General features: G+C 71.2%; 25 protein-coding genes. 10 read left to right on the forward strand and 15 right to left on the reverse strand.

Going from position 1 to position 23326, the window contains the following annotated elements; translation table 11 throughout:
• The first annotated feature begins 48 nt into the window (after window positions 1-48).
• Window positions 49-1362, forward strand: coding sequence for a hypothetical protein (locus HS104_41850; protein MBE7486504.1), 1314 nt, complete (start codon window positions 49-51; stop codon window positions 1360-1362).
• A 9-nt stretch (window positions 1363-1371) separates the two neighbouring features.
• Here HS104_41850 and HS104_41855 read toward each other — a convergent pair whose 3' ends face one another.
• Complete coding sequence (locus HS104_41855; GenBank protein ID MBE7486505.1) at window positions 1372-1806, reverse strand: MarR family transcriptional regulator; 435 nt, start codon at window positions 1804-1806, stop codon at window positions 1372-1374.
• On the opposite strand from HS104_41855, the gene HS104_41860 reads away from it, so the two are divergent.
• Together HS104_41860 and HS104_41865 are read left to right on the forward strand one after the other, a co-directional pair.
• The gene (locus HS104_41860) at window positions 1780-3141 is read left to right on the forward strand and encodes an acyl-CoA dehydrogenase family protein (GenBank protein MBE7486506.1); all 1362 of its coding nucleotides are present in this window, start codon (window positions 1780-1782) and stop codon (window positions 3139-3141) included. The genes HS104_41855 and HS104_41860 overlap by 27 nt on opposite strands.
• A 15-nt stretch (window positions 3142-3156) precedes the next feature.
• Complete coding sequence (locus HS104_41865) at window positions 3157-4062, forward strand: hypothetical protein (GenBank protein MBE7486507.1); 906 nt, start codon at window positions 3157-3159, stop codon at window positions 4060-4062.
• Window positions 4063-4133: 71 nt separating this feature from the next.
• Here HS104_41865 and HS104_41870 read toward each other — a convergent pair whose 3' ends face one another.
• Together HS104_41870 and HS104_41875 are read right to left on the reverse strand one after the other, a co-directional pair.
• A complete protein-coding gene (locus HS104_41870) occupies window positions 4134-5327 on the reverse strand; it encodes a hypothetical protein (GenBank protein MBE7486508.1) in 1194 nt (397 codons plus the stop codon).
• Between the two features lie 17 nt (window positions 5328-5344).
• A complete protein-coding gene (locus tag HS104_41875; GenBank protein ID MBE7486509.1) occupies window positions 5345-5578 on the reverse strand; it encodes a hypothetical protein in 234 nt (77 codons plus the stop codon).
• Window positions 5579-5607: 29 nt separating this feature from the next.
• On the opposite strand from HS104_41875, the gene HS104_41880 reads away from it, so the two are divergent.
• Window positions 5608-6987, forward strand: a complete 1380-nt coding sequence (locus HS104_41880; protein ID MBE7486510.1) for a hypothetical protein — start codon at window positions 5608-5610, stop codon at window positions 6985-6987.
• On the opposite strand, the gene HS104_41885 is transcribed toward HS104_41880, so the two are convergent.
• The gene (locus tag HS104_41885) at window positions 6988-7575 is read right to left on the reverse strand and encodes a class I SAM-dependent methyltransferase (protein MBE7486511.1); all 588 of its coding nucleotides are present in this window, start codon (window positions 7573-7575) and stop codon (window positions 6988-6990) included.
• A gap of 47 nt (window positions 7576-7622) precedes the next feature.
• Here HS104_41885 and HS104_41890 point away from each other — a divergent pair, with 47 nt between their 5' ends.
• The gene (locus HS104_41890; protein MBE7486512.1) at window positions 7623-8351 is read left to right on the forward strand and encodes a glutathione S-transferase family protein; all 729 of its coding nucleotides are present in this window, start codon (window positions 7623-7625) and stop codon (window positions 8349-8351) included.
• Between the two features lie 10 nt (window positions 8352-8361).
• Here the strand turns inward: HS104_41890 and HS104_41895 are convergent, their stop codons facing one another.
• The 5 genes from HS104_41895 to HS104_41915 all read right to left on the reverse strand — a co-directional run bounded on the left by HS104_41895 (window position 8362) and on the right by HS104_41915 (window position 14986).
• On the reverse strand, window positions 8362-9570 hold the full coding sequence (locus HS104_41895; GenBank protein ID MBE7486513.1) for a divalent metal cation transporter: 1209 nt from the start codon (window positions 9568-9570) through the stop codon (window positions 8362-8364).
• A 124-nt stretch (window positions 9571-9694) separates the two neighbouring features.
• Entirely contained in the window at window positions 9695-11458 is a 1764-nt protein-coding gene (locus tag HS104_41900) for a hypothetical protein (GenBank protein MBE7486514.1), read from the reverse strand.
• Window positions 11455-13257, reverse strand: a complete 1803-nt coding sequence (gene ggt, locus HS104_41905) for a gamma-glutamyltransferase (GenBank protein MBE7486515.1) — start codon at window positions 13255-13257, stop codon at window positions 11455-11457. Before ggt ends, HS104_41900 begins: the two co-directional genes overlap by 4 nt.
• A complete protein-coding gene (locus tag HS104_41910; GenBank protein MBE7486516.1) occupies window positions 13254-14096 on the reverse strand; it encodes a DUF4013 domain-containing protein in 843 nt (280 codons plus the stop codon). The genes ggt and HS104_41910 overlap by 4 nt, the downstream gene beginning before the upstream one ends.
• Before the next feature lie 23 nt (window positions 14097-14119).
• The gene (locus HS104_41915) at window positions 14120-14986 is read right to left on the reverse strand and encodes a DUF4013 domain-containing protein (GenBank protein MBE7486517.1); all 867 of its coding nucleotides are present in this window, start codon (window positions 14984-14986) and stop codon (window positions 14120-14122) included.
• On the opposite strand from HS104_41915, the gene moaB reads away from it, so the two are divergent.
• Window positions 14985-15512: a molybdenum cofactor biosynthesis protein B gene (gene moaB, locus HS104_41920; GenBank protein MBE7486518.1), complete on the forward strand. Its 528-nt coding sequence runs from the start codon at window positions 14985-14987 to the stop codon at window positions 15510-15512. The genes HS104_41915 and moaB overlap by 2 nt on opposite strands.
• An 11-nt stretch (window positions 15513-15523) precedes the next feature.
• Here the strand turns inward: moaB and HS104_41925 are convergent, their stop codons facing one another.
• Genes HS104_41925 through HS104_41940 form a run of 4 tightly spaced genes read right to left on the reverse strand, consistent with a single transcriptional unit; the run spans window position 15524 to window position 17779 of the window.
• Entirely contained in the window at window positions 15524-15709 is a 186-nt protein-coding gene (locus HS104_41925; protein MBE7486519.1) for a hypothetical protein, read from the reverse strand.
• Window positions 15706-16467 carry a hypothetical protein gene (locus HS104_41930; protein MBE7486520.1) on the reverse strand — a complete coding sequence of 254 codons (762 nt, stop codon included), beginning with the start codon at window positions 16465-16467 and terminating at the stop codon, window positions 15706-15708. The genes HS104_41925 and HS104_41930 overlap by 4 nt, the downstream gene beginning before the upstream one ends.
• Window positions 16464-17429 carry a glycosyltransferase family 4 protein gene (locus tag HS104_41935; protein ID MBE7486521.1) on the reverse strand — a complete coding sequence of 322 codons (966 nt, stop codon included), beginning with the start codon at window positions 17427-17429 and terminating at the stop codon, window positions 16464-16466. The genes HS104_41930 and HS104_41935 overlap by 4 nt, the downstream gene beginning before the upstream one ends.
• Entirely contained in the window at window positions 17426-17779 is a 354-nt protein-coding gene (locus HS104_41940) for a DUF971 domain-containing protein (protein MBE7486522.1), read from the reverse strand. The genes HS104_41935 and HS104_41940 overlap by 4 nt, the downstream gene beginning before the upstream one ends.
• A gap of 44 nt (window positions 17780-17823) precedes the next feature.
• On the opposite strand from HS104_41940, the gene rpsU reads away from it, so the two are divergent.
• From rpsU to HS104_41955, 3 genes are read left to right on the forward strand one after another with little or no spacing between them, the layout of a single operon-like run.
• Window positions 17824-18054: a 30S ribosomal protein S21 gene (gene rpsU, locus HS104_41945; GenBank protein ID MBE7486523.1), complete on the forward strand. Its 231-nt coding sequence runs from the start codon at window positions 17824-17826 to the stop codon at window positions 18052-18054.
• A 24-nt stretch (window positions 18055-18078) separates the two neighbouring features.
• Entirely contained in the window at window positions 18079-19251 is a 1173-nt protein-coding gene (locus tag HS104_41950) for an aminotransferase class I/II-fold pyridoxal phosphate-dependent enzyme (GenBank protein MBE7486524.1), read from the forward strand.
• A 52-nt stretch (window positions 19252-19303) separates the two neighbouring features.
• Entirely contained in the window at window positions 19304-20761 is a 1458-nt protein-coding gene (locus tag HS104_41955) for a hypothetical protein (protein MBE7486525.1), read from the forward strand.
• Window positions 20762-20770: 9 nt separating this feature from the next.
• Here the strand turns inward: HS104_41955 and HS104_41960 are convergent, their stop codons facing one another.
• Window positions 20771-22075: a VWA domain-containing protein gene (locus tag HS104_41960; protein MBE7486526.1), complete on the reverse strand. Its 1305-nt coding sequence runs from the start codon at window positions 22073-22075 to the stop codon at window positions 20771-20773.
• A 94-nt stretch (window positions 22076-22169) separates the two neighbouring features.
• On the opposite strand from HS104_41960, the gene HS104_41965 reads away from it, so the two are divergent.
• Entirely contained in the window at window positions 22170-22580 is a 411-nt protein-coding gene (locus tag HS104_41965) for an acyl-CoA thioesterase (protein ID MBE7486527.1), read from the forward strand.
• Window positions 22581-22582: 2 nt separating this feature from the next.
• Here the strand turns inward: HS104_41965 and HS104_41970 are convergent, their stop codons facing one another.
• Window positions 22583-23290, reverse strand: coding sequence for a hypothetical protein (locus tag HS104_41970; GenBank protein MBE7486528.1), 708 nt, complete (start codon window positions 23288-23290; stop codon window positions 22583-22585).
• Window positions 23291-23326: the final 36 nt, after the last annotated feature.

Here is a 23326-nt window from a genome sequence, read left to right on the forward strand (position 1 = left end):
GCGTGCTATCCTGGCCGGGCCCGGCGGCGTCCGGCGCCCGGAGGACCCATGCGACCGAGCTTCACTCACCTGGGACTGGTACTCGTCGGAGCGGCGTTCGGAGCCTCGCTGGCCGGTGGCTGCGGTGGCACCGACGGGAGCGGAACGGAGTCGAACTTCGGGGGCGGCGGCGGCGTGGCCGCGAACGGCGGCGGCGGCAGCGGCAACGGCGGCGGCTCGGCGGCCGCCGGAGGCGGCATCGTCTTCGACGGCGGGTTCGACGACAGCGCGATCAACCCCGACGCAGCCTGCGATCTCCAGAAGTACGAGGCCACACTGGTCAAGAAGCCCGTCGACATCATCTTCATCGTCGACAACTCGTGCAGCATGACCAACGAGGTCGCCGCCATCGAGCAGAACATCAGCACGAACTTCTCCAGCATCATCGGCGCGAGCGGCATCGACTACCGCGTGATCATGATCGCGGAGCAGGGGCCCAACGGCGACGAATCCCTGTGCATCGGTCCGCCGCTGGGCGCGCAGACCTGTCCCATCGCCGCCAATCAGCCCACGGTGCAGAACCCGCCGCTCTTCTTCCACTACGACAACAACGACGTAGAGAGCCACGACTCGTGGTGCAAGATGATCAACTGGTACGACAAGCCCGACCGCTACGCGCAGGCGCCCGGTGGTTGGCGCATCTGGCTCCGGCCCGAGGCATTCAAGACCTTCGTCGAGATCACCGACGACGGCGTGTCGTGCACTGCGGGTACCTGGAGCTACAACGACGCCGACAGCGACGCGGCCGGCCTGACGGCGGCCCAGAAGTTCGACGCCGACCTCATGGCGCGCGATCCGGCACAGTTCGGCTCGGCAGCGGACCGCAACTACGTCTGGCACAGCATCATCGGCGTCACGGCCAACACCGCCGACCCGACCAAGGCCTATCACCCGGCGGATCCGATCCAGCTCTCGCTGTGCACGACGGCGGTGGATCCCGGCACGGGCTACCAGCACCTGAGCAAGATGACCGGTGGCCTGCGCTTCCCCGTCTGCGAAGGGCTGGGCTACGACGTGGTGTTCAAGAAGATCGCCGAGGGTGTGATCAAGGGAGCGCAGGTGGCCTGCGACTTCCCGATGCCGCAGCCGCCGGCGGGCAAAGAGCTGGATCCGAGCACCATCAAGATCTCCTACACGCCGGGCGGCGGAGGTTCCCCCGCCGAGTTCTCGCAGGTGGCGAACGCCGCGGCGTGCACGCCCAACGCCTTCTACATCGAGGGCAACCAGCTGAAGCTCTGCCCTGGCCCCTGCGCCACGGTGAAGGCCGACTCGACCGCCAAGATCGAGATCCTCGCGCTCTGCAAGGGCTCCGGACCGAACTGAGCGCCGCGCTCAGCCCCGCTCCAGCGCCGGGCGCCAGCGCGGGCTGGCCTCGAAGCGCTCGCGAATCACCCGCAGCGTGCGCGCCGTCACGGCCAGATCGGCGCGGGAGAGCCCCGGCTCGATGGTGCGGAGCACGCGCTCGTCGATGCGGTCCATGCGCTCCACCATCTGGCTTCCGCGGGCAGTGATCGCGACGCGCCTCGAGCGGGCGTGCTCGGGGTTGTCCACCAGGCGCACCAGCCCGTCCGCCCTGAGGGAGTCGACCACCTCCTGCACGCTCTGCCGGCGGATGTTCCGCGTACGCGCCAGCTCCGGCACGGTCTGAGCTCCGTAACGCAGGAGCCCGCGCAGGATGCCGCGGCGTGCGGTGGAGCGGCCGCCCTCTCCGTAGATCTGCTCCGCAACCCAGCGCAAGCGATGGAACAGGCCGATGCTCTCGTCCACGATGGCGCGCAGCTCGCCTTTGTCGTGGCGCTTCTTCAGTCGGCGGGGGGCGCGGGGCTTCATCCCGGGATCCTGTCATTTGACAGGCTACCTGTCGAATGGCGGGGGTCTGCCTCTGGCGCCTGCCCGGGCGTCGTGACAAGGGAGGGACGGCAAGGGAGGTTTCGAGTGGCAGACACCATCAGGGGTCTCGAGCGCTTGGCGTTCGAGCTGACCGAAGAGCAGAAGCTGGCCGCGGCGATGGCCAGGGACTTCGCCGAGCGAAGGCTCCTGCCAGGGGCGGCCGAGCGCGATCGCACCGGCGCGTTCCCCTCCGACGAGCTCCGGGAGCTCGCCGGGCTCGGCCTGTTGGCGATGCGCGTCCCGGTGGACGACGGCGGGGCCGGGCTGGACACGGTGGGCTATGCGCTATGCATGGAGGCCATCGCCGAGGCCTGCTCCTCCGTCGCGGTGGTGCTCGCCTCGAGCAACCTCTCCGCCAAGATCCTCAGCGACTACGGCACTCCGGCGCAGAAGGCCGAGTGGCTCGCGCCCTACGTGCGCGGCCAGAGCGGTCCGCTGAGCTTCGCGCTGAGCGAGCCGGGCTGCGGCTCCGACGCATCGGCCCTCGCCACCACGGCGCGCCTGGAGGGCGAGACCTGGCTGCTCGACGGCGGGAAGATGTGGACCACCGGGGCCTCCCACGCGGGCCTGCACCTGGTGTTCGCGCGCAGCGACGGCGCGGGCAAGGCCGGGATCAGCTGCTTCGCCGTGCCGCACGACACGCCGGGTCTGTCAGTTGGCAAGGACGAGGACAAGATGGGGCAGCGCGCCTCGGGCACGGCACCGCTCACGCTGGAGGCGTGCCGCATCCCGGCTCGGAACCTGATCGGACAGCGGGGCCAGGGCTACTCCGTGGCGCTGTCGGCGCTGGCGCCGGGCCGCGCCGGCATCGCCGCGCTGTCCATCGGCCTGGCGGAGGCAGCGCTGGCTGCCGGGCGCGCCTACGCCGAGGAGCGGCGCGCCTTCGGCAAGCGATTGACCGAGTTCCAGAACACCCAGTTCGTCTTGGCGGACTCTCGCACGGAGCTGGACGCGGCGTGGCTCCTGACGCTCCGGGCCGCGAAGCTCATCGACCTGGGCGATCGCGCCGTGGCCGAGAGCAGCATGGCCAAGCTGTTCGCCTCGGAGGCCGCGGGCCGCATCATCGACCGCATGGTGCAGGTGCACGGGGGCTACGGCTACTCGCGCGAGTTCCTGGTCGAGCGCCTGTACCGCGACATCCGCGTGACCCGCATCTACGAGGGCACGAGCGAGGTGCAGCGGCTGGTCGTCGCCCGAGAGCTCGCCTCCTGAGGTAAGCTCCTCGGCATGGCCAGGCTCGCGGGCATCGCGCTCTGTCTCTTCACGCTCTTGCTCGCCGGGTGCGACGACCCGGAGCGCTGCAAGACCACGCCGGAGTGTATGAAGCAGGGCAAGTGCAGCGTGAGCGAGCGGGGCGCCTGCGTGGTGGCCTCGAACGAGGACTGCAAGGGGAGCGAGGCCTGCAAGCTCCACGGCGCGTGCAGCGCGAAGGACGCCGCCTGCGCGGTCGCCGGCGACTCCGACTGCCAGGCGAGCGAAGACTGCAAGAGCCGTGGCATGTGCAGCGCCCACCAGGGCAGCTGCGTGAACATCGCGAGCTCCATCCACCCCGAGTGCGCCAAGAGCTGCGGCAGCGAAGGACTGTGCGTGTCGCAGGGCGGGCGCTGCGTCGCCTTGTCTCGCTTCCACTGCGCGGGCACCAGCGGGGACAAGCCGGAAAAGGAGAGCCCCTGCGCGATGCGCGGGGAGTGTGCGGGGAAGGACGGGCGCTGCAGCGCGGACTCGGACAAGAGCTGCGCGGACTCGGCGGCCTGCAAGAAGGACGGGCAGTGTACTGCCAAAAACGGGCGCTGCGTGGCGACGGCCGAGTCCTGCAAAGCTCAGAACGCCTGCGCGCGGGACGGAAAGTGCGGGGAGAAGGCCGGCGCCTGCGTGGCGACCTCCAGCGCGGACTGCAAGGCGAGCGCGCGCTGCAAGCTCGAGGGGACGTGCTCGATGAAAGACGGCGCGTGCGTGGCGGCCTCGGCCGCGGATTGCCAGCGCTCGAGCGTGTGCGCCCAGGCCAAGCGCTGCGCGTTCAAGGACGGCGCCTGTGTCTCCGCCGGCGGAGGCAAAGGCGGCGCCGTGGACGACGGTCCGCCGGACAAGACCCGAAAGACGACCATCGACGGGGTGTTCGGTCTCGGGGGCTGAGGGCGATCAGCGGCCCTTGCGCTCGTATTTGCAGGCGCCGCTCCGGTAGGCGCGGACCTTTCGACAGTCCTTCACTCGCGCCGGGTCAGGTAGAAGAAGTCGCGCGGTGAGGCTCGCTCGGCGTAGTCGTCCTTCTCGAAGACGAAGCCCTTGAAGAGCGTCTCGGCCTCGAGCTTGCCGGGCGTGGGCTCGCTGAACAGCACGAGCTTGGGGAACGAGTAGTTCACGTCGAGCTGGGCGACCGCGTCCGCGCCGGCGTGGCTCATGCCGTCGGCCAGCGCTCGGGCCGTGGTGTGGTCCCCGAGGCCCACGTAGAGCACGTCGCCGCTCGCTGACAGGCCGAGGGCCGAGCGCCGGATCACCGTCTCGCCCTCCAGCGCAGCGCCCCAGCCGCGGGTCTCCTCGTCCCAGAGCGAGGCGTGACGCTTTCCGGACTCGAACAGGCAGGGCGGAGTGCCCCGCCAGAAGCGCATTCGCGCCTCGCCGTCGGCCAGCGCCTTCCAGGTTCCGACGCGCAGCGTGCCGTCGTCGTAGGCGGCGATGGTGCAGGAGATGGCGCGTGCCGGCACGAAGGTCACGCCCGCGGTGCGCAGCCCGTAGTTGCCGTGCTCGGTCTTGAAACCGCCGTTGAACGCGGCGAGCAAGCGCCCGCGATGCGCGGGGTCGATCCGGCCCGGGCGCTTGGCTTCGCGCCCGGCGCTGGTGGTGGGTTTCGGATCGACGATCCCGGTGACCAGGTGGAGCTCCACCTTCGCGACCTCCAGCGCCACGACGAACAGCGCCGCCCAGGGTCGCGTCTTGTCGGGGTGGAGCTGGGTCTTCCAGAGCAGCGGCGGTGCCTCCGGGTGGCGCGGATCGACGACAGGCACCCAGACTCCGTCCACCGGCGTGGCGACCTTCGGGTGCAACGCGCCGACGTCTTTGGGGCGCCAGAACGGCGGGGGTGGCGGTGCGTCACTCCCGCCGTCGCCGGGCGGCGGGGCGGCCGAAGCCCGAGGCGCCGGCAGCTCCCACGCCGCCTCCGGAGCCGTGCCGCTCCGCGCGAGGCGGCGCAGGCGATCCTCGACGCCGTAGGCGAAGGCCTCGATGCGGGCCACCGCGTTCACCCCCAGCACGCTGCGGCCTCGGTCCGCGAGCCAGGGTCCGAAGCCGGGCACGCGATGGATGGCCACCCAGAGCGCGATCACGCTCGCCAGGGAGGCCCCGAGCGCGATCGACAGGCGTCGCAGCCAGCGTGCGCGACGCGTCTTCACCCCGGCAGCCATGCTTCGAGGCTACCCGATCAGCTCGCCGTCGGATCGACCACCCTGCCCACGAAGAGCGCCGCGCCGGTGCCGAGGTCGCGGATCACGAACAGGAACGGACGCGTGGCGTCGAAGCTCTTGGGCTCCGGTGCGCTGGTGATGCCCGTGCTGACCGCAGTGGCCGCGGCGGCCTCGGTACCGGCCTCGTTCACCTTGACCAGCGCGAGCGCCCAAATCCTGAGTCGAAGGGACATGGGGGCGGAGGACTGCATTCGACGTGCCACCGGCGTATCCTGGAGCGATGCCTCGGTGGATTGGCGGCGTCGCTCTGGCGCTGGTGACGTTGGCAACGAGCTCGGTGAGCGGAGCTCCGCCGGTCGTCCACGACTTCGGCGAGCCCGGCAAGCTCCCGCGCCTGTACCGCGCGCCGGACCAGAGGCTGCACTTGATGTACGTGACCCAGAAGGGATTCCGTTGGCACGTCTGGGAGTCGGGGAGCTGGACCGATCGCGGGCTGGTTCCGGACACGCAGAGTCAGGGCGGCTCGAAGTTCAACAACCCAGTCATCCTCGCCCTCGCGGACGGCAGCTTCCACGTCGCCTGGGGACCCCCGTCGAGCTGGGGAGTGACGCACGACGTCTGGCTCCAGAGCCACGACGGCACGAGCTGGGGCGCGAAGCAGACCATCCGACCCGACTACACCGAGTACCTGGCGCTGGCGCCGCTACCCGGGAACCAGATCATGCTGATCGCCGGCATCGTGTGCCCGACCGCTTGCACGCAAGCGTTTCCCCTCGCGTACAGCACCGGCAAGGCGGGTCAGAGCTTCGGGGCTTTCGTGGACCTGCCCATCAAGGCGCCGGAGGCCAAGACTCCCTTCGTCTTCGTGCAGCCGGGCAGCGACGTCTTTCACCTGGTGAACCGCTGGTCCAAGCTCAGCTACCGGCGCTGGGACGGTAGCTCGTTCGGTCCAGAGACGCAGCTCCTCGCGGGCAGTGGCTACTCCGTGGGGTCGCCGGTGGTGTCGGCGACGCCGGACGGCTCGCCCGTCGCGGCGGGGGTCGAGTGGAAGGGCAGCGGCACCAACTGGGCCATCGACCACGTGCGGATGGTGCAGAGCGCGGGCACAGGCTGGCTACCGGGCGAAGAGGGCGAGAACGTGTCGGTGGTCAGCTCGGAGAAGACCGCCGTGAGCGCCGACGCCAATGGCGGCGTACACCTGTTCTACTTCGTGAAGGCGGGCGAGCTGAGCCACCGCTTCTCGAAGGCCGGTCAGTCATCGCCTGCAGAGATCCTGGCCACCGGCGTCACCTTCACCGGGCCGGAGACCGACAACTTGGCGGCGCAGTACACCGAACACCACGTGCACCTGATCGCGCCCGTCGACGGCGCGCTGCGGCACCTGGCCATCGACACCGACGCGAAGCCCGTCTCCGACGCGGGGGCCGACTCGGGCAGTGACGCGGGGAGCGGCGGCAGCGGCGGTCAGACCGGGCTCGACGCCGGCGGCTCGACGACTCCCGCGGACGAGGCGGCCTGCTCGTGTCGCGTCGGGGGGAGCAGCGAGCGTCTGCCGTGGTCGGTCCCGCTCTTGGCGATCGCCAGCGTGCTTCGCCGGATTCGCCAACGACGCGCGCGACTCGCCGAGCTCGAGCGTCGCGTGCGCGAGCTCCACGGCTGATCAGGGTTTTCTCGCGACGAGCTGCACCACGGCGCTCCGGCCGGAGTGGTACTTGCCCTCGTGGACCTCGCGCTCGGTCTCCAGCGCCACGAGCCACTCGAGCTCCCCGAAGTCGCGCTTCGCCAGCTCGAGCGAGTAGAGCATCTCCGGCAGCTTGGGGCCTCCGGTGCCGAGCTCGAGCTGCGCCGGCGTGTAGGCTTCCAGGATCAGCACGCCGCCCGGGCGCAGGCCAGACACGATCCCACGGTGCACCCTCTCGCGCAGCGCCGCGGGCAGGTGGCACCAGATGCTGACGATGCCAGCCCAGACCGAGGGCTCGATGGCGAAGTGCGCGAGGTCGCTCACCCGCGTGGTGAGCGACACGCCGCGCTCGGCGGCCAACGCCGCGGCCTTTCGAAGCCCGACGTCGGAGGCGTCCACGGCCGTGACGGCGTGACCGCGCCCTGCCAGGAAGACGGCGTTCCTGCCCTCGCCCTCGGCCAGACACAGGACCGGCCCGGCGGGGATGCGCTCGGCGACGCTGACCAAGAAATCGTTGGGCTCGGTGCCGTAGGCGTAGCCCGGCTCGGCGTAGCGCTGGTCCCACATGCGAGGGTGAGTCTACACCGGCGCGGCCGTGCTACGAAGGGCGCGCCATGACGATCGTGCTCCACCGCTTTCCGCTGAGCCACTACTCCGAGAAGGGGCGGGCGCTGCTCGACTTCAAGAAGCTGCCGTTCCGCATCGAAGAGCACCAGCTCGGGCTACCTCAGCTCGGCATCTACCGTCTGAGCGGTCAGCGCAAGGTGCCCGTCATCGACGACGCCGGGCGCATCGTCGCCGACTCGACGGAGATCGCGCTGTACCTGGAGGAGCGCTACCCCGAGCCGCACCTCCTGCCGGCGGACGCAGCCGCGCGCCGAGAGGTGCTGGAGCTCGAGGCGCGGCTCGATCGCTGGATGGGGAGCTACGCGCCGGTGGTCTGGTTCGACTGGTTCGTGCGAGAGCAGCCCGAGGAGGTGTCACGCCTGCTCCAGGTGGAGGTCTGGGGCGCGGGCCAGGGGCGCCTCGCCGCGGCGGCCATCCGCCCGTTGATGCGACTGTCCAAGGCCAGGAGCATCGTGAAGAAGTCGAGCGAGCGCACGCACACCTTGCTCAAGGAACTGTGCGAGCGGCTGGAGAAGTCCCCGTACCTGTGTGGGCAGAGCCCGAGCCTGGCGGACGTCGCGGCGGCGGGCCTGGCGTTCCACCTGGAGTTCCCCAAGACGCGTCACCTGGCCATCCCCGACTGGGAAGGCGTGGGCGTGCCCGGCTACGCCGACGCGCCCGAGTACGCGCGCTTCTTCGATTGGCGGCGGCGCTTCTACGCCGAGCAGCTGAGCTGAGGTCTCCTCCCTACGCTGAAAAGTACCGGAACCAGAGGTAGGCGGCCGCGAACAGGCCCTGGCACACGATGCCCCCGAGGCTCGCCCACACGAGCCACGGGCGCGGGCGGAGTTGGGGTTCGACCTCGGGGGCCAGCACCGCGCGATGGTTCAGCACGCTGAGCACGGGCGCCGTCAGGAACGACAGCGTCGTGGCGACGTCCACCAGCGTCGTGAGCGACTTCATCATCATCGCGATCACGAGCAGGGCGCCGGTCGAGAGCACGGCGATCGAGATCCAGTAGCTGCGCTTCTGCGCCGGCTCGTCGATCTCGGAGCGGTGCTTGGGTTCTGGCCCCCGAAGACGCGCGATCAGGACGGCGATGGAGCGCGGGAAGCCGTCCACGACGGTGAGCACCGTGGAGAACATCACCGCGAACGCGGCCGTCCCGATGATGGGGCGGCTCCAGTCGCCGAGCGTGGTGGCGTAGAGAGTGATCACCTGCCCGGCGAACGCGCCCGCCGAGTCCGGGAAGCGCTGGCCGCTGCCGTGCATCACGCCGGCGCCCATCAAGAGGAAGCAGAGCGCCAAGAACGCCGTGCCCAGATAGCCCACGTGGAAGTCGAACGACGACTCGCTGAGCGTGGGCTCGTGCTTCGTGTCGGCTTGGCGGGCCAGGGTCCAGAGCGACTGCCAGACCGCCACGTCGATGGCGGACGGCATCCAACCGACCAGCGCCGCGACGAAGAAGATGGTGGCGCGGTCCATCTGCCCTGGGCTCAGCCAGAAGCTCGACCCGGCGAGGTCGAGCCGAGGCAGCGCCAGGGCCGTGGCCGCGAGCGTGGACAGCGTGAGCACCGCCACCAGCACCTTGTTGACGCGATCGAGCCAGTGGTAGCGACCCACCGCCAAGAGCGCCGCGCAGATGCCGATCAGCGCGCCGCTCACGACCACCGGGCTGGCCCGGAGGCCCAGGACCGCGATCGCGAGGCCGGCGGTGACGAAGGTCACCGCGGCGAGCACCGTGAACATCGTGCCGATGGTCAAGAGCGCGTAGACCACGAGCGCCCAGCGGCCTTGGCGCCGGTAGCCTTCCAAGAGAGACGTGCGGGTGGCGACCGCGTAGTGCGGGCCGAAGCGGAACGCGGGGTACTTGATGGCGTTGGCGACCAGCACCAGGCCGATCAGCGACAGGCCGTAGACGGCGCCGGCGCGCGTGGACTGCACCAGATGCGACACGCCGACGGCCGCGGCAGCGAACAGGAGGCCTGGACCCAGTGCTTGTAGTCTTCCCCGTCCGGTCGTGCCCATCGCCCGGGGGGCAGCTTAGCGCGGGCCAGGGCCGCTGCGCAGCGGAAGCGAGTCAAGGAAAGCCCAGCGGCAGCGGCGCCTCTTTGCCCAGCGCCGGCAGCGGGAAGCGCACCAGGCGCCCGTGCTCGAAGCGCAGGAACACGCGCGACGGGTCGTCCAGGCTGCCGGAGAAGCGGTAGCGGATCCGGGACGGTGCCCAGCCGCGCACCTCGACGATCTCGACGTCGAGGCCGGGCACGCTGAATCGCTGCCCGACCCGGAACGGCTCGTCGGGGTTCTCCTGGCGCCGCTCGTCGTAGTTGAAGAAGGCGGTGCTCGGGTCCGAGGAGCGGAGCTCCAGCGCGTCGTCGGCGACGCGCGCGACGGTCAAGGGCGTGAGGGCGCTCGCCAACGTACGCCAGCTCTTGGGCAGCGGGCTGCCGTGCTCGTGGCGCACGCGCACCGTGTAGTTCACGGCCACCAGATCCGCCGGCTGGTTCAGCAGCACCAGCTCTTCTCGGGCGACCTTGGAGTCGTCGATCTCCGAGTCGAGGGCGGCTCGGATGAGGCGGGCCGTGTCGTCGCGGTGAGCCTTCGACTGCGCGCGGGCAGCCAGCGGCGAGAGGGCGAGGTGCAGGAGCGCGAGCGGTAGACACAGGAGCGCGAGCAACCACGCGGCCACCCTGCGGCGCCCGCCGGCGTCGCCGAGCGGCCGGAGCGCGCCCCAGAACGCCGCGGCGAGGACCAGGCTCCCGCCCATGCTGGGGACCAAGAGCAGACGCACTCCCGGTACCGTGCCCGAGAGCGGCAGCAGTGCCAGCACCACGCCGAGCGCGTAGCCCGCGAAGCGTCGCGGCAGCGGCGCAGGCAGGTTGCCGAGCGCCCGAGCGACCAGGAGCGCCACCACCGCGAGGGGAACGACCGCCCAGAAGAGGAGCGGCGAGCGCTCGACCAGCGCGACGTAGACGGCCTCGCCGGGCAACAGCAGGAGCTCGGTCGACAACATCGACGGCACACGGACCAAGGCGCCCCGCAGAAATCCGAGCGGGGATTCGAGGGGGCTCACGTAAACCGAGCCGCCGCTGGCGCCGTAGCCGCCGAGCACGTGGACTGCCGCGTAGAGCGCCGCTGGGACGGCGGCGAAGCTCGCGGCGCGCAGGCGGGCCGGGAGCGGACCCTGCATCGCCACCAGCTCGTGGGTCAGCACGAAGGCGAGCGCGCAGATGGCGTATTCGCCACCCAGGAAGGACAGCGCGAAGCCGGCGCTGCACAGCCAGCCGGCACGCTGCGAGCCGGTGTCCCGGTGCACGTGGTAGCCCCAGAGGCCCAGCGCGGCGAAGGTGGCAGAGATCAGCGTCGCGCGGTTACAGAGCCAAGCCACAGGCGAGACGAGCGCGACGTCGAAGCCCACCAGCGCCGTCGCCAAGAGCGCCACGGGCGTCGGGAGCAAGCGCCGCGCCAGCGCGTGGAAGCTGGCGAGGAACGCCAGGAGCCAAGCCACCGAGTGCAGGTGCATGGAGAAGAGCGAGAGCCCGAGCACCCGATGCTCGAGCCAGAGGAGCAGGCTGGGCAAGGGGCGGAGCAGGCTCAGCCGGAGCTCCGGCGGGATCCACCAGGGCAGCGTGCCGCTCGCCGTCAGCGCTCCGAGCTCGTGGGCTCCGCCGTAGAAGGCGTACAGGTTCCAGGGCGCGCGAGCGATGGGATAGGTCCCGTCCAGCATCGCGCGCTGCAGGTAGTCGTCCGCGAACAGGGGCGTGCCGAGGCCAGGCGCGTGCAGCCAGACGACGACTGCGGCGATCGCGCCAAGCCCCGCGCAGGCCCACGCGCGGGGGGTCATGGGGTCTTGGCCCGGGCCGCCACGGCTTGCCCGCCCTCGCGCGGATCGGCGAACCCGTACGCGACTCCGTCTGCCAGCAAGATGTTGTTGGCGTCCCCCATCGGGATGGTCTTCTTGCTCAGCGCGTGACCGAGCTTCCGGAGGCCCTCCAGGGTCGCCTTGGGCGGCGGGCGCGCGCGCTCGTAGCGCACCTCGTCGGGGACGAAGCTGTGGTGCAAGCGCCCGCTCTCGACGGCGCGGTCGAGGGTCATGCCGTGATCGACCAGGTTTCGGAAGACCTGGGCGACGGTGCTCGGGATGGTGTCGCCGCCGGGGGAGCCGAGCACGAGCAGGAGCTCGCCGTCGCGGGTGACCAGCGTCGGAGCCATGCTGCTGATGGTGCGGCGCCCGCCCTCGGGCTGGTTCTCGCCCACGCTGGCGAAGGAGGCGACGGCATTATTGAGCACGATGCCGGTGCCGGGGACCACGATCTTCGCGCCGAAACCCGCGGAGAGGGTCGTGGTGCAGCTGACCGCCAAACCGTCGGCGTCCACCACCGAGAAGTGCGTGGTGTGCTCCAGCTCGCGCATCGCCGCGCCGTAGAGCGGATGGACCTCGTCCGAAGGCGTGGGCCGGTTCGCGTCGATGGGCAGGCGCGCGAGCAGCGCGGGGATGTCGCGGAAGCGCGCGAGCTTGCGCGCCAGCTCCCCCGGCGCGATCGAGTCCGGATCGACGACGCCGAAGCGCTTGTCCGCCTGCGCGCGGCGCGAAGCCTCCAGAAACAGGTGCGCGTCGTCGATCGAGCCCGCGCCGAGCTTGTAGGCCGAGTGCCGCTCCAGGATGCCGAGGATCTCGAGCAGCGCCACGCCGCCGGCGGACGGCGGCGGCATGGTCTCCAGCGTGAGCCCGCGGTAGCCGAGCTCGAGCGGGCTGCGGAGCTTCGCCGCGTAGCCCGCCAGATCCTCGGCGCTGAGCGTCCCGCCCAGCTTGCCGAGGGTGGCGACGATGGCCGCGGCCGTCTCGCCTTCGTAGAAGCCGGCTGCGCCCTTCTCCGCGATGCGCCCCAGGGTCTTGGCCAGATCTCTGCGGACCAGGAGATCCTTCTCCCTGCGCGGCTTGCCGGCGTCGCCGAACTCCGCGCGCGCGCCCGGATCCTTCTTCAGCTGCGCCCAGCTCCAGCCGATGGTCTGAGCCTCTCGGGGGCGGACGCGGTGACCGCGCTCGGCCAAGAGCTTGGCGGGCTCCACGAGCTTCGGCCACGCGAGCTTGCCGTACTTCTGGTGCGCGAGGGAGAGGCCCCTCACCGTGCCGGGCACGCCGACCGACATCGGCCCGATACCGTCCTGGGCGATCATCGTGTCGAACGCCTCGCGCGGCAGGCTCCCCGGCGCCGTCTCTCGATAGTCGATGGCGCGGGTCGGGCCGCCCTTGGGGCGCACCAGCATGAAGCCACCGCCGCCGATGTTGCCGGCGCTCGGGTGGGTGACCGCCAGCACGAACGCGACGGCGATGGCCGCGTCCACGGCGTTGCCGCCGGCTTCGAGGATGCGCGCGCCGGCGCGAGACGCTTCGACGTCCACGCTGACGACCAGGCCGCTCGAGCTCTTCACGCTCTTCGCTCCCCCGCCCGCGAGCACCGGCGGCGGTCCCAGATCCAACGGGGCGGGGGGAGGCGCCGCGTCGGCGGAGGCGACCGGCGTGGCGCTCGGTGGCGGCGGCGGGGCGGCGCGGGGTGACGCCTCCGCGGGCTCGCTCGGCGCGACGGAGGGAGCCGGAGCGCAGCTCGAGAGCAGCGCCAGCCAGAGGACCAAGCGCCTCATCGCTTCACCTCTCCGCTGCCCACGGACAGCACCCGCACCAGGTGCGCCTCCGAGGGCAGCACGGCCGGCGCGCGCGCGGGCAGGGCCTTGCCCCCCCGCGCCAGACGCTCCTCGTACAGCTGATAGCGCAAGTGCGCGCCCGTCAGCTTGATGGCGACGAGCGCAGGCAAGACGCCCACGCCGCAGAGCAGGCTGCCGAGGATCACCAGCGCCAGCGTGACCGGCACGAACAACAAATAGGTGGCGAAGGTCTTCCTGCGCATCGGGCGCGCTTCGCGCCAGGCCTCGCCGAGGGCCACGGCCTCCCCCAGGCGCCCGGTGAGCTCGGCGCGGGTGAGCATCGAGTTGAACACGACGGTGACCATGCCCAGAACGGCGACGGCGAGGAGCAGGCTGCCGCACACCACCGCCAGGGGAACGAGCAACGACCCCGCCACCAGTCCCGCGGCGAGGAAGCTCGCGTTCAAGAGCCCGAACAGGAGCAGGCCAACGGCCCAGAACACCCCGACGCCGACGAGCTCGATGAACGCCGCCGCGCCGCCGCGCCGTGCGTAGTGCAGGAAATCGCGGAGTCGGAGCGTCGGCACGGGATCGGGGTGGTTCTGCAGCAGGCGGTGCTGCGCCTCCGACGCCCAACCCTGGACCGCGAGCCAGCCGGCGACGGGGCAGAGCAGCCAGAGACCGCCGACCAACAGGCTCCGCTTGTCGTCGAAGGCGAAGCTCAGGGCCTCGCTCACGCGTGCCGGGCGCGTCTCGGCAGGGCCCGGCGCGAGCTTGTCGGGGGCGCCGAGCGGCGCCGGCTGCGACAGCTCCTCGTCGGGCGGGATCGAGTCGGGCAAGGTCGGCCTCGAGCTCTGCGCCGCTAGTACGCCGGCGCGCGCGCCTCCGAAGGCAGCGCTTGGGGCGGCTTGAGCGGGATCGGCTCGCCGCCCTTGGCCAGGTAGTCCGTGTAGATCTGATAGCGCAGGTGCATCGAGGCGAGCTGCACCACGACGATGGCGGGGTAGAGCCCCAGGTAGCAGAGCAGGATGCCGACCAGCACCATGCCGAAGGCGACGAAGCTGAAGGCGATGTTCTTGACCAGCACCGTGCCGAAGGTCGCGCGGGCGTAGGCCATGATCTTGCCGAACTTGAGCGCCTCGCCGACCTCTTCGGTGAGCTCGGCGCGGGTGTGCACCGAGTTGACCACCACGCTCAGGGCCAAGAGCAGGACGAAGCCGAAGAGCCCGACGACCACGCCGACCGCGACGCCGATCAGCGGCTCGTTGGTGCCCGCGATGGCCGCGAAGGTGGCGAAGCCGGCGGCGCCCATCACCGCGTAGGCGATGAAGAGCACCGGCAGCGTGATGATCAGCGACGACAGGAACACCGCCAACCCGCGCTTGATGTACTCGCCGAAGTCGTTGAAGTCGATCTTCGGCATCGGGTTCGGGTGGCGGCGCAGGAGGCGTTGGTGTGCCTCGCACATCCAGCCGGACAGCGCGATGGGCCCCACGATGGGGATGAGCATGAAGACGATGCCGAGCAGCACGTTGGTCTTCGCGTTCTGGTCGGCGAGCACGGCTTTGACCGCCCCGATCACGCTCACCCCTTGGCCGTCGCCGGCGCCGGGGGAGAGGTACTCGGCCGGAGCAGGGTTCGGCAGCTGAGGTTGCCAGGGGGGCTGCATCGGGGCGGGAGGGTAGCGCGCTTTGGTCGCGCTCGGGTAGTGCGCTACGGTCTCGGCCATGTCGGAACGCGCCTTCCTTCCCTTGGGGATCGCCGTGCTCACGGTCAGCGACACGCGGACGCTGGAGACGGACACGAGCGGCGGCCTGCTCGCCGGCGAGCTCGGGAAGGCCGGTCACCGGATTGCCGCGCGCCGCATCGTCACCGACGACGTCGGCGCGATCCGCACCGAGCTCGAGGGCTTCATCCGCGCCGCGGACGTGGACGTGGTGGTCGCGACCGGCGGCACGGGCATCACCGCTCGAGACGTGACGCCGGACGCGCTCGCCCCGCTCGTGACCAAGCCCATCCCCGGCTTCGGCGAGCTGTTCCGCTGGCTGAGCTACTCGGACATCGGCGCAGCGACGATCCAGTCGCGCGCGGAGGCGGCGCTGTGTCAGACCACGCTCGTGTTCACGCTGCCCGGATCGACGGGCGCGTGCCGCCTGGCGCTGGAGAAGATCCTCCTGCCACAGCTCGACGCGCGCACGCGGCCCTGCAACTTCGCCGAGCTGCTCCCGCGGGTGAAGGGCACGGCGCGGGGCTGACCGACCGGCTCCTAGAGGCAGAGCGTCGCCAGAAAGCCCAGTGCCGCCAGCGCGAGCAACGTGATCGCCCCGCCCGAAGCCAGCGGCAGGGCGAGGCGCGCGCGCAGCCCCTGGCGCACCAGAAAGAGCCCCAAGCCGAGCGAGACGACGGCGACCACGCCCAGGACGACCACGTAGGAGGTCAAAGGCAGGCTCATGGCGCCGGCCTCCGGAGCGACCACAGGCCCGCGCCGAAGAGCGCGCTCACGGCGACCACCAGCGCCAGCGTCACGTTGAGCAGGACCGCGTCGCGCATGTTGAGCAGCAAGGCGGCTGCCCCGCGCTCGGCCACGAAGCTCTGACCACCCGGGCACGGCCCGAGCCTGTCGCCGTCGTGGCAGGCGCCGACCACCACTCGGGCTCCGTCCTGGAGCCGCGCCTCCCGATAGGTCAGCGTCCACTCCGAGAGCTCGGCGAGGTTCGGACACCGCGCGGCCATGGCGCTCGGCACCTGGCCCTCGTTGCGCGGAACCTCGACGTCGACGGCGATGCTGTCGGGCTGGTAGCTCGGGCTCACGTAGGTCGCCCAGACGCGTTCGGGGGGCAGCGAGAAGGGAACGCGCTCTGCACCGACCTCGAGCGAGAGCCCATCCGCTTCGGCCTTTCGACACACCTCCCGCTCCATGTGCTTGCGCTTCTCGGCCGTGACCCACGCGAGCCAGAACGTGGCGGGTGCGCCGCTCGGCGCCGTTCGCGCGGGCCCGCGCAGCACACCCTCGTAGCGACGCGGCTCCCGCGAGGGCTCCGCCAAGGTCCCCGGTGAGAGGCCTGAAGCGGCCTCGAACCTGCGGGCTCCATCCAGCTCATCGATGAGGCTGCACGCGCCGAGCAAGGCGCCGCAGAGCGCGGCGACGACGCTGATGATCCGCCCCGGCAGGTGGGGGTTACCGCTGAGCCGCCAGCGGCCTTCGTTCATGTCACCGTCCACACGTCCCGATCCTGCTCCGCCCAGCGCGCGAGGTCACCTGCCACGGCGCTGACGACCGGGACGCCGAGCGAGCGGGCCTCGCGCAGGACCGTCGGTGCGCCTTCGGTGCGCGACGCCGACAGCACCAGATCCGCCGCTGCGATCCAAGCGAGGGCTCGGTCCCGCGGCAAGAGCCCCAGGAACCGCGCGGATGGAAACAGCTCGCGCAAGCGGCTGTGTTCGGGCCCGTCGCCGAGCACGACCACTCGGGCCTCGGGGATCAACTCCGCCGCAGCGAGCGCCACGTCGAGGCGCTTCTCGCGGACGAGGCGCCCGGCGATGACCAGCAGGCGCTCGTCCTCGGCGACTCCCAAGAGAGCTCGGGCCGCCGCGCGCGACGGCGCTCCCTCGGTGTCCAGGGGTGCGGGCTCGACGGTCACGCGCTCCGCGATGCGCGGGTCGAGGGCAGCGAGCTCTCCGGCCAGCTGCTGCGACACGCAGCGGATGCGTGCTCCGCGCTCGCGCAGCTCCGCGACGATGCGCTGCCGCAAGCGGCGCGGCAAGCGCGCGAGCACGCGCACGTCGCTGCCGTGAGCGACCACCTCGAGGGGAGCGGAGCTGGCGCTGGCGATGGGCCAGGCCCCGGGCAGGAGCCAGTGCGCGATCAGCCGATCGTGAGCGTGCTCGCGGAGCGCGCGCCGCGCCCGATGCGTGAACGCGAGCGCGCCCAGCGCTCGTGTGGGTCGCTCGCGAAGCCGGGCCAGGGCGCCGGGCCAGCCGAACGCTCCGCCGTCGGGCAGGCCGACGACCGGCACGCCTTCGATGACGCGGTCCTCTCCGGGCGCGATGACGGTGACGCAGTGGCCGGCCCGGACGAGGGCTGCCGCCTCCGTGGCGACGAAGTGCCCGGCGGGATCCCCCGCCACCCGCGGGAACGAGGTCGAGACGACCAGGATGCGCTCGGCGCTCACGCTCGCGGCAGCTCCCCCAAGGCCTCGAGGGCCTCCGCTCCTTGGGCGTCCAAGAGCTCGCCCAGCCGGCGCAGGAACTGGAAGGAGTAGATGCCGCCGTCGTGGCCGTCGCCCCAGCGCAGGGCCAGCGCGTAGTTGCCCACCTGGCCGACGTCCCGGAGCTCCAGGTTTCCGGGCTCCACGAACTTGATCGAGCCGGAGTGGCCCTGACAGCCAGCGCACGGGCAGAAACCTCTAAGGATTCTGTGCGGATAACTGTGCTTTTTGCCGTCCGCCCAGCTCAGCTCGAGCTGGCTCGCGCCGTGCGGGGCGCGGACGCCGGTCGGGGAGATCTTGGGGTCAATGGGCATCGCGCTTGAAAATCCTTCCTTCGTCTGCCATATCCCGCGCTCCCGTGACTACTCCCAGCGAAGCCGTTCAGTGCAAACCCCTCGAGGTCGTGGTTGGTGACAAGGGCATCGAGCGCGCCATCAAGCATCTCAAGCGCAAGATGGCCGCGGAGGGCATCCTTCGGGAGCTCAAGCGCCGTCGCCACTACATGAAGCCGTCGGTGAAGCGACGCAAGAAGATGAGCGAGGCGGCGCGCCGTCGTCGCAAGCGCCTGCGCACGGACGACCGGATTTAGGCCGCGCGCGCGGGGGCTAGCGTCTTGGCCGAGCCCGCTCGCGGTCCGTCCACTCGAAGCGTCCACGCGGGGCAGCGCCGCGATCGGAGCCAAGCGCTCGAGGCCCCCTTGGTGCTCTCGAGCGCGTTCGCTTTCGAGAGCGCGGACGAAGCAGCTGCGGCTTTTCGCGGCGAGAGCGACGCCTACATCTACGGGCGCTGGGGTAATCCGAGCGTCGAGGAGCTCGAGGCGAAGGTCGCCGCGCTCGAGGGTGGGGAAGACGCCGTGGCGACGGCGAGCGGTATGGCCGCGGTGACCGGAGCGCTGCTCGGGACGCTCGCGGCAGGCGATCACGTGGTCGCGCCGCTGGCCTTCTACGGCGAGAGCGCGCGCCTGTTGCGCGAACGCCTGCCCGCCTTCGGCATTCAGACGAGCTTCGTCGAGGCGAGCTCCGTCGAGGCGTACCTCGCCGCGGTGCGCCCCACGACGCGGGTCTTCTACGCGGAGAGCCCGGCCAATCCGACCCTCGGCATCACCGATCTCGAAGCCCTCGGGCGCGCTGCCCACGAGCGCGGCATCACGTTGATCGCCGACAACACCTTCGCCACGCCGTACTGTCAGAACCCGCTCGCCCTCGGTGCGGATCTGGTCGTGCACAGCCTGACCAAGGCGCTCGGCGGGCACGGGGACGCCATCGGCGGAGTGGTCGTGGGCGCCCGCAGCCGGACGGAGCCGGTGCGCGACCTGATCGTGAAGGGCCTGGGCGGCGTGCTGGCTCCGTTCAACGCCTTCTTGATCGCGCGAGGCATTCGAACCCTGGCCATCAGGCAGGAGCGGGCCTGCGCCTCGGCCAAGACCTTGGCGGAGCGCCTGGCCGGCCACCCCGCCGCGGCGCGCGTGTATTACCCGGGTTTGCAGGGCCATCCGGGGCACGAGGTCGCGCAGCGCCAGATGCGCGCGTTCGGCGCGCTCCTGTCCTTCGAGCTCGCGGGCGGGCTGCCGGCGGGCAAGCACCTGCTCGGCGCGGTTCGCGTCATCACCCACGCGGTCAGCCTCGGTGACGTACGCTCGCTGATCACCCACCCCGCCTCGACGACGGCGTCCACGATGCCGCCCGAATTGCGCGCCCGCGCCGGGATCGGCGACGGCCTGGTGCGGCTCAGCGTGGGCATCGAAGACGTCGAGGATCTCTGGGCGGATTTGTCCGCCGGGATTTAGCCTCGAAATCTGGGCCACTTGGCCCCGCGTGCCGTAGGTTCCAGCCCGCAAGATGCCGGTCCCCGCCCCGCGCTCCAATGTCCGCGTCGCGCCGGGGAACGCGCCGTGGGCTCGCCGCGAGCCGCCGAGCTCGCCGTTCGCCAGCCCGCCGCCCAAGTCGCTGCCTCGCAACGTGATGGTGGTGAAGGGCGCTGCCGCGCCGACGCCCGACACGCCGACCGAGAAGCCGACGCTGGATCCGAGCGGCCCGTTCATCCGATTGCGCACGCTGCTCGTGCTCGGCCTGATCGCGGGCGCTGCCTGGCTGCTCCAGCCGCGGGCGAAGGCGGCCTGGCAGCTCCACTCCACCGCGACCAACTTGGCGAACTACGCGCTCTGCATGGTCGGGCCGACGGGGCCGGCGCTCTTGCGCGACAACTCGCCGGAGTTCGCCGCGCTGGTACGGCGCCGGCTGATCAGCGCCGAGGCCAGCGACCGGCCGTTCCAGGACTGTGCGAAGCTCGCGGTGGAGCTCACCGGAAGAGCCGCAGCTGAGCGCGCCCACCGCGCCCCGGCCTGGTCGTTCGTCGAGTACGGTGGGACCGGTCCGAGCGACGTCTCCCTCGCCGAGCTCGGTGTCGAGGGCCATCACCTGGCCGAGCTCGCCCGCAGCGCCTGGCCCTTCGTGCGCGGCGGCTACGTGAAGCTGGTCAAGCCCAGCATCGCCGCGCGAGAGGCGGTCCACCCCATCGACACGCCGAAGCCGGGCGCCGGTCGGGGCCTGCCGGCGTGGCGCGCCGGTTATCGGGCCGTCGGCGAGGTGGACGGCGTCCTGACCGCCGCCTTCGGCAAGACAGCGAGCCTGAGCGTCTACCAGAGCACCGACGGCGGCCTGAGCTGGCGTCCCGCGCCGGCCCGGGGCACCGAGGCATTCGCCGAGCGCTGTCCCGCGGGGCCGCGCTCGTTCACGTTCTCGTTGAGCACGGACGCCGCGAAGCTCCTGGTTTCCTCCCAGGGACCGGACGCACCCCCGCAAGCAACCGAGCTCGGTCCCGCGGACGTCGAGCTCGTCTCCGCGAGCTGCGATCAGAAGGCGCTGGTGGTGGCCTTCGTGGGCGACGCCGACAAGCAGGTTCACCTGGCGGCGTGCGCCTTCCGTGGACGCTGCACACCCATGCCGCTGCCGCGCTTCGCGGGCGTCGGAGTCGCGCCGGGGCCGGCGCTGGACCTGGCTCGGGTGGATGGCACCACCATCGTCTCGGTGCCGATGGCCGGGATCGTGCGGGTGGCCTCGAGCCGCGACGACGGTGTGACCTGGACTCCCTTCACCGTGGCTTACGACGACCGCGCCCACGCAGAGCCGCGGGTGGACGTGCGAGTGCCGTCCCGCCTCCTGGCCGTGGGCAAGCGCGTCTTCCTCTTCGGTGCGGCTCCCAAGCCCGGGCAGAGCTACTCGGTGATCGTCTCCGACGACTTCGGCGCGAGCTGGCGTAGCCCGGACGCGAACCCGACGCCCGTCGCCGTCAAGTGAGCGCTGGCCTCAGGAGCCCAGGCAGCCCAGCGAGATGTCGATCTTGGCCTTGGTGTCCAGCTGCACGATGGTGCAGCTCGACGGGCAGAGCAGGATCGACTTCGGGTTGGCGTTGTTGTCGAAGTACCAGCCGCCGCCTGAACAAGCCGCGGCGTTGGTCACCTTCGGCAGCTTCTGCGCCGGCGGGTTACCGGCGGGGAAGTACTGAACCTCGACCTTGCTGGGATCGACGATGCCGCCGTCCGTAGTCGGCATGCTGAATTGACAGGCCACGGCGCTCTTCTGGATGGCCGCGAGCACGGCGGTGAAGGCCGCGGGGTTGCCGTTGTCCACGTCGTACGAGTAGCAGGGGCTCGAGCCGCCGCAGTACTGCGTGTGCGGGGAGGCTCCGCCGGGCGCCGCGATGGTGTCGAGGGTGCCGAAGTCGGCGCCATCCATGCCGATCACGAAGGTCTTGATCTTGTCGTTGGTCAGGTGGCTCTGCACGATGCCCGCCAGGGTGTTGGCGTTCGTAGTGCAGCCCTCGGGCACGCCGTCGGTGACGAAGATGCCGATCATCACGCGACCCGGCTGCTGATTCTGCGTCGTGTACTTCGCCAGACCGTGGAGCGCGGCCTCCATCGGCGTCCCGCCGAGCGGAGCGTTGGTGTTCAGCGACGACTGCAGCGGCGCCAAATTTCCGGGGAGCTGACCCAGCGGGACCTCGGCGACCGCGCAACTCGCGCCGGTGGTGCACTCGGCGGTGCTCTTCCAGCACTTGGGGAAATACTGCAGGGCCACGCCGGTGCCGGCGGGCGCGCTCTGGAAGAACTGCGAGAGCGCGTTGATGGAGTAACACCACTTCGAGACGGTGCTCTGCCCGATGTTGCAGTCGGAGCCCATGCTGCCGGAGTTGTCGAGCATGATGAACATGTCGAGCGGTGCGGGCTCTGCCTTCACCGTGGTCGCCGCGCAGGCGTCGCCGATGCTCCCGTCGTCCTCGACGGGTCCGTCGTAGCTGAAGGTGACGTCGGGAATTCCGGCGTCGGCCGGCGCGCCGCCGCCCCCGGCGGCTCCGCCCGCCGAGCTGCCGCCGCCGCTCGGTGCGCCACCGCTCGGTGCGCCACCGCTCGGTGCACCGCCGCTGCCCGCTCCTCCTCCCCCGCTCGTCGTCCCGCCGCCCGAGGCGCCGCCGGTCCCGCTCCCCGCGCTGCCTCCGATCGCGCCCCCGCCGCCGCCGCTCCCTGCAGCGCCGCCTTCGCCGTTCGTGCTGCAGGCCGCGAAATAGCCGCCGCACACCAGACACACCAGGGACGCCCAAGCTCGGGACCGCATGGCTGAGAAGTCTCCGGTAAAACCCCGCATGCGGCAAGCGGGGGAGGCTTGCCTACACTTCCTCACGCGCGTCGCCGCCGTGTACCCTCCGGCCGTGTTCCCCTACGAGCGCGTGGTCAGGTTTCACGAGGTCGATCCCGCGGGGCTGCTCTTCTTCCCGCACTTTCTGACCTATGCCCACGAGGCCATGGAGCGTCTGTTCGACCCCCTCGAGGGCGGGTACTCCCGGCTGGTGACCGAGCGCCGCATCGGGCTGCCGGCGGTGGCCGTCCACTCGGACTTCCGGGCTCCCTTGCGCTACGGCGACACTGCCGTGGTGGAGACCAGCGTCGCTCGGCTCGGCAACCGCAGCATGACGCTGCGCTACCAGTTCGTGCGCGCGAGCGATCGGGTGCTCACCGCCGAGGTGCGCCACACCGTGGTCACCACCGATCTGGCCTTGCTCCAGAGCTGCCCCATGCCCGACGACGTACGGCTCGTCGCCCAGGCGCACCTGGAGACGTGAGCTCAGCGCGGAGCTCTGGCCATCTGAGCCAGCGACCGTCGGACCCAGCCGCCGTGATGGCCAGCACCCGCGACGACGGGGTCCGCGTCCGCCGCGAGCAACACCAGCGCTCGAACGCGGAGGCGAGCGTGCTCGCGCGCCGCACCAGGTTCTCCGTCCAGCAACGCGAGCACCCGGCGCCAGGCCACCAGCGCAGCGGGCCAAGCGCGGCGGGCGACGTACCACTCGGCGAGCAGCTCCAGGCGCTCGCGTGAGGGCTCGATCTCCACCGAGGCTTCGAGATCACGAAATGCGTCGCGGTCATGGCCCAGGCTCTTGGCCACGCGCGCGCGACCGTACAGCGCCTCGGCGCGCACGCTCGGCAGGCGCGAAGCGGCGTCGTAGACGCGCGCGGCCTCCGCCAGATCACCGGTTTGCTCCCGCAGCTTGCCCAGCGCCAGGTACGCCTCACCGAAGCTCGGGTCGAAGCGCGTCGCCTCGTAGAGGTCCGCCAGGGCCTGGGCGGTGTCTCCGCGCCCGCCGTGCTCGAGCGCCCGGCGCAGGCGCTCCCTGGCGGCGCTCCTGCCCCAGGGCTCGCGGGCGGGAGGCTTCGCCTTCTCGACCGCGGCCGGCCTGGGCTCGGGCGCAACCGTTTCCGGGAAGCGCGCAGTGGGCGCGGCCAATGCCGGCCCGGTGACGAGCAGCAGGGCCGACAGAACCGGGGCGCGCACGCCGCAGAAGATAGCATCCCGGGCTGTGGGTCCACC

The sequence above is a fragment of the Polyangiaceae bacterium genome (assembly GCA_015075635.1).
Taxonomy (GTDB): domain Bacteria; phylum Myxococcota_A; class Polyangia; order Polyangiales; family Polyangiaceae; genus JADJKB01.

Excerpts from the sequence above, each read along its gene's own strand:
- HS104_41850 (MBE7486504.1), top strand. The coding sequence starts at position 49 with ATGCGACCGAGCTTCACTCACCTGGGACTGGTACTCGTCGGAGCGGCG.
- HS104_41860 (MBE7486506.1), top strand. The coding sequence starts at position 1,780 with ATGGAACAGGCCGATGCTCTCGTCCACGATGGCGCGCAGCTCGCCTTT.
- HS104_41865 (MBE7486507.1), top strand. The coding sequence starts at position 3,157 with ATGGCCAGGCTCGCGGGCATCGCGCTCTGTCTCTTCACGCTCTTGCTC.
- HS104_41870 (MBE7486508.1), bottom strand. The coding sequence starts at position 5,327 with ATGGCTGCCGGGGTGAAGACGCGTCGCGCACGCTGGCTGCGACGCCTG.
- HS104_41875 (MBE7486509.1), bottom strand. The coding sequence starts at position 5,578 with ATGCAGTCCTCCGCCCCCATGTCCCTTCGACTCAGGATTTGGGCGCTC.
- HS104_41880 (MBE7486510.1), top strand. The coding sequence starts at position 5,608 with ATGCCTCGGTGGATTGGCGGCGTCGCTCTGGCGCTGGTGACGTTGGCA.
- HS104_41885 (MBE7486511.1), bottom strand. The coding sequence starts at position 7,575 with ATGTGGGACCAGCGCTACGCCGAGCCGGGCTACGCCTACGGCACCGAG.
- HS104_41890 (MBE7486512.1), top strand. The coding sequence starts at position 7,623 with ATGACGATCGTGCTCCACCGCTTTCCGCTGAGCCACTACTCCGAGAAG.
- HS104_41900 (MBE7486514.1), bottom strand. The coding sequence starts at position 11,458 with ATGACCCCCCGCGCGTGGGCCTGCGCGGGGCTTGGCGCGATCGCCGCA.
- ggt (MBE7486515.1), bottom strand. The coding sequence starts at position 13,257 with ATGAGGCGCTTGGTCCTCTGGCTGGCGCTGCTCTCGAGCTGCGCTCCG.
- moaB (MBE7486518.1), top strand. The coding sequence starts at position 14,985 with ATGTCGGAACGCGCCTTCCTTCCCTTGGGGATCGCCGTGCTCACGGTC.
- HS104_41915 (MBE7486517.1), bottom strand. The coding sequence starts at position 14,986 with ATGGCCGAGACCGTAGCGCACTACCCGAGCGCGACCAAAGCGCGCTAC.
- HS104_41925 (MBE7486519.1), bottom strand. The coding sequence starts at position 15,709 with ATGAGCCTGCCTTTGACCTCCTACGTGGTCGTCCTGGGCGTGGTCGCC.
- HS104_41930 (MBE7486520.1), bottom strand. The coding sequence starts at position 16,467 with ATGAACGAAGGCCGCTGGCGGCTCAGCGGTAACCCCCACCTGCCGGGG.
- HS104_41940 (MBE7486522.1), bottom strand. The coding sequence starts at position 17,779 with ATGCCCATTGACCCCAAGATCTCCCCGACCGGCGTCCGCGCCCCGCAC.
- HS104_41955 (MBE7486525.1), top strand. The coding sequence starts at position 19,304 with ATGCCGGTCCCCGCCCCGCGCTCCAATGTCCGCGTCGCGCCGGGGAAC.
- HS104_41960 (MBE7486526.1), bottom strand. The coding sequence starts at position 22,075 with ATGCGGTCCCGAGCTTGGGCGTCCCTGGTGTGTCTGGTGTGCGGCGGC.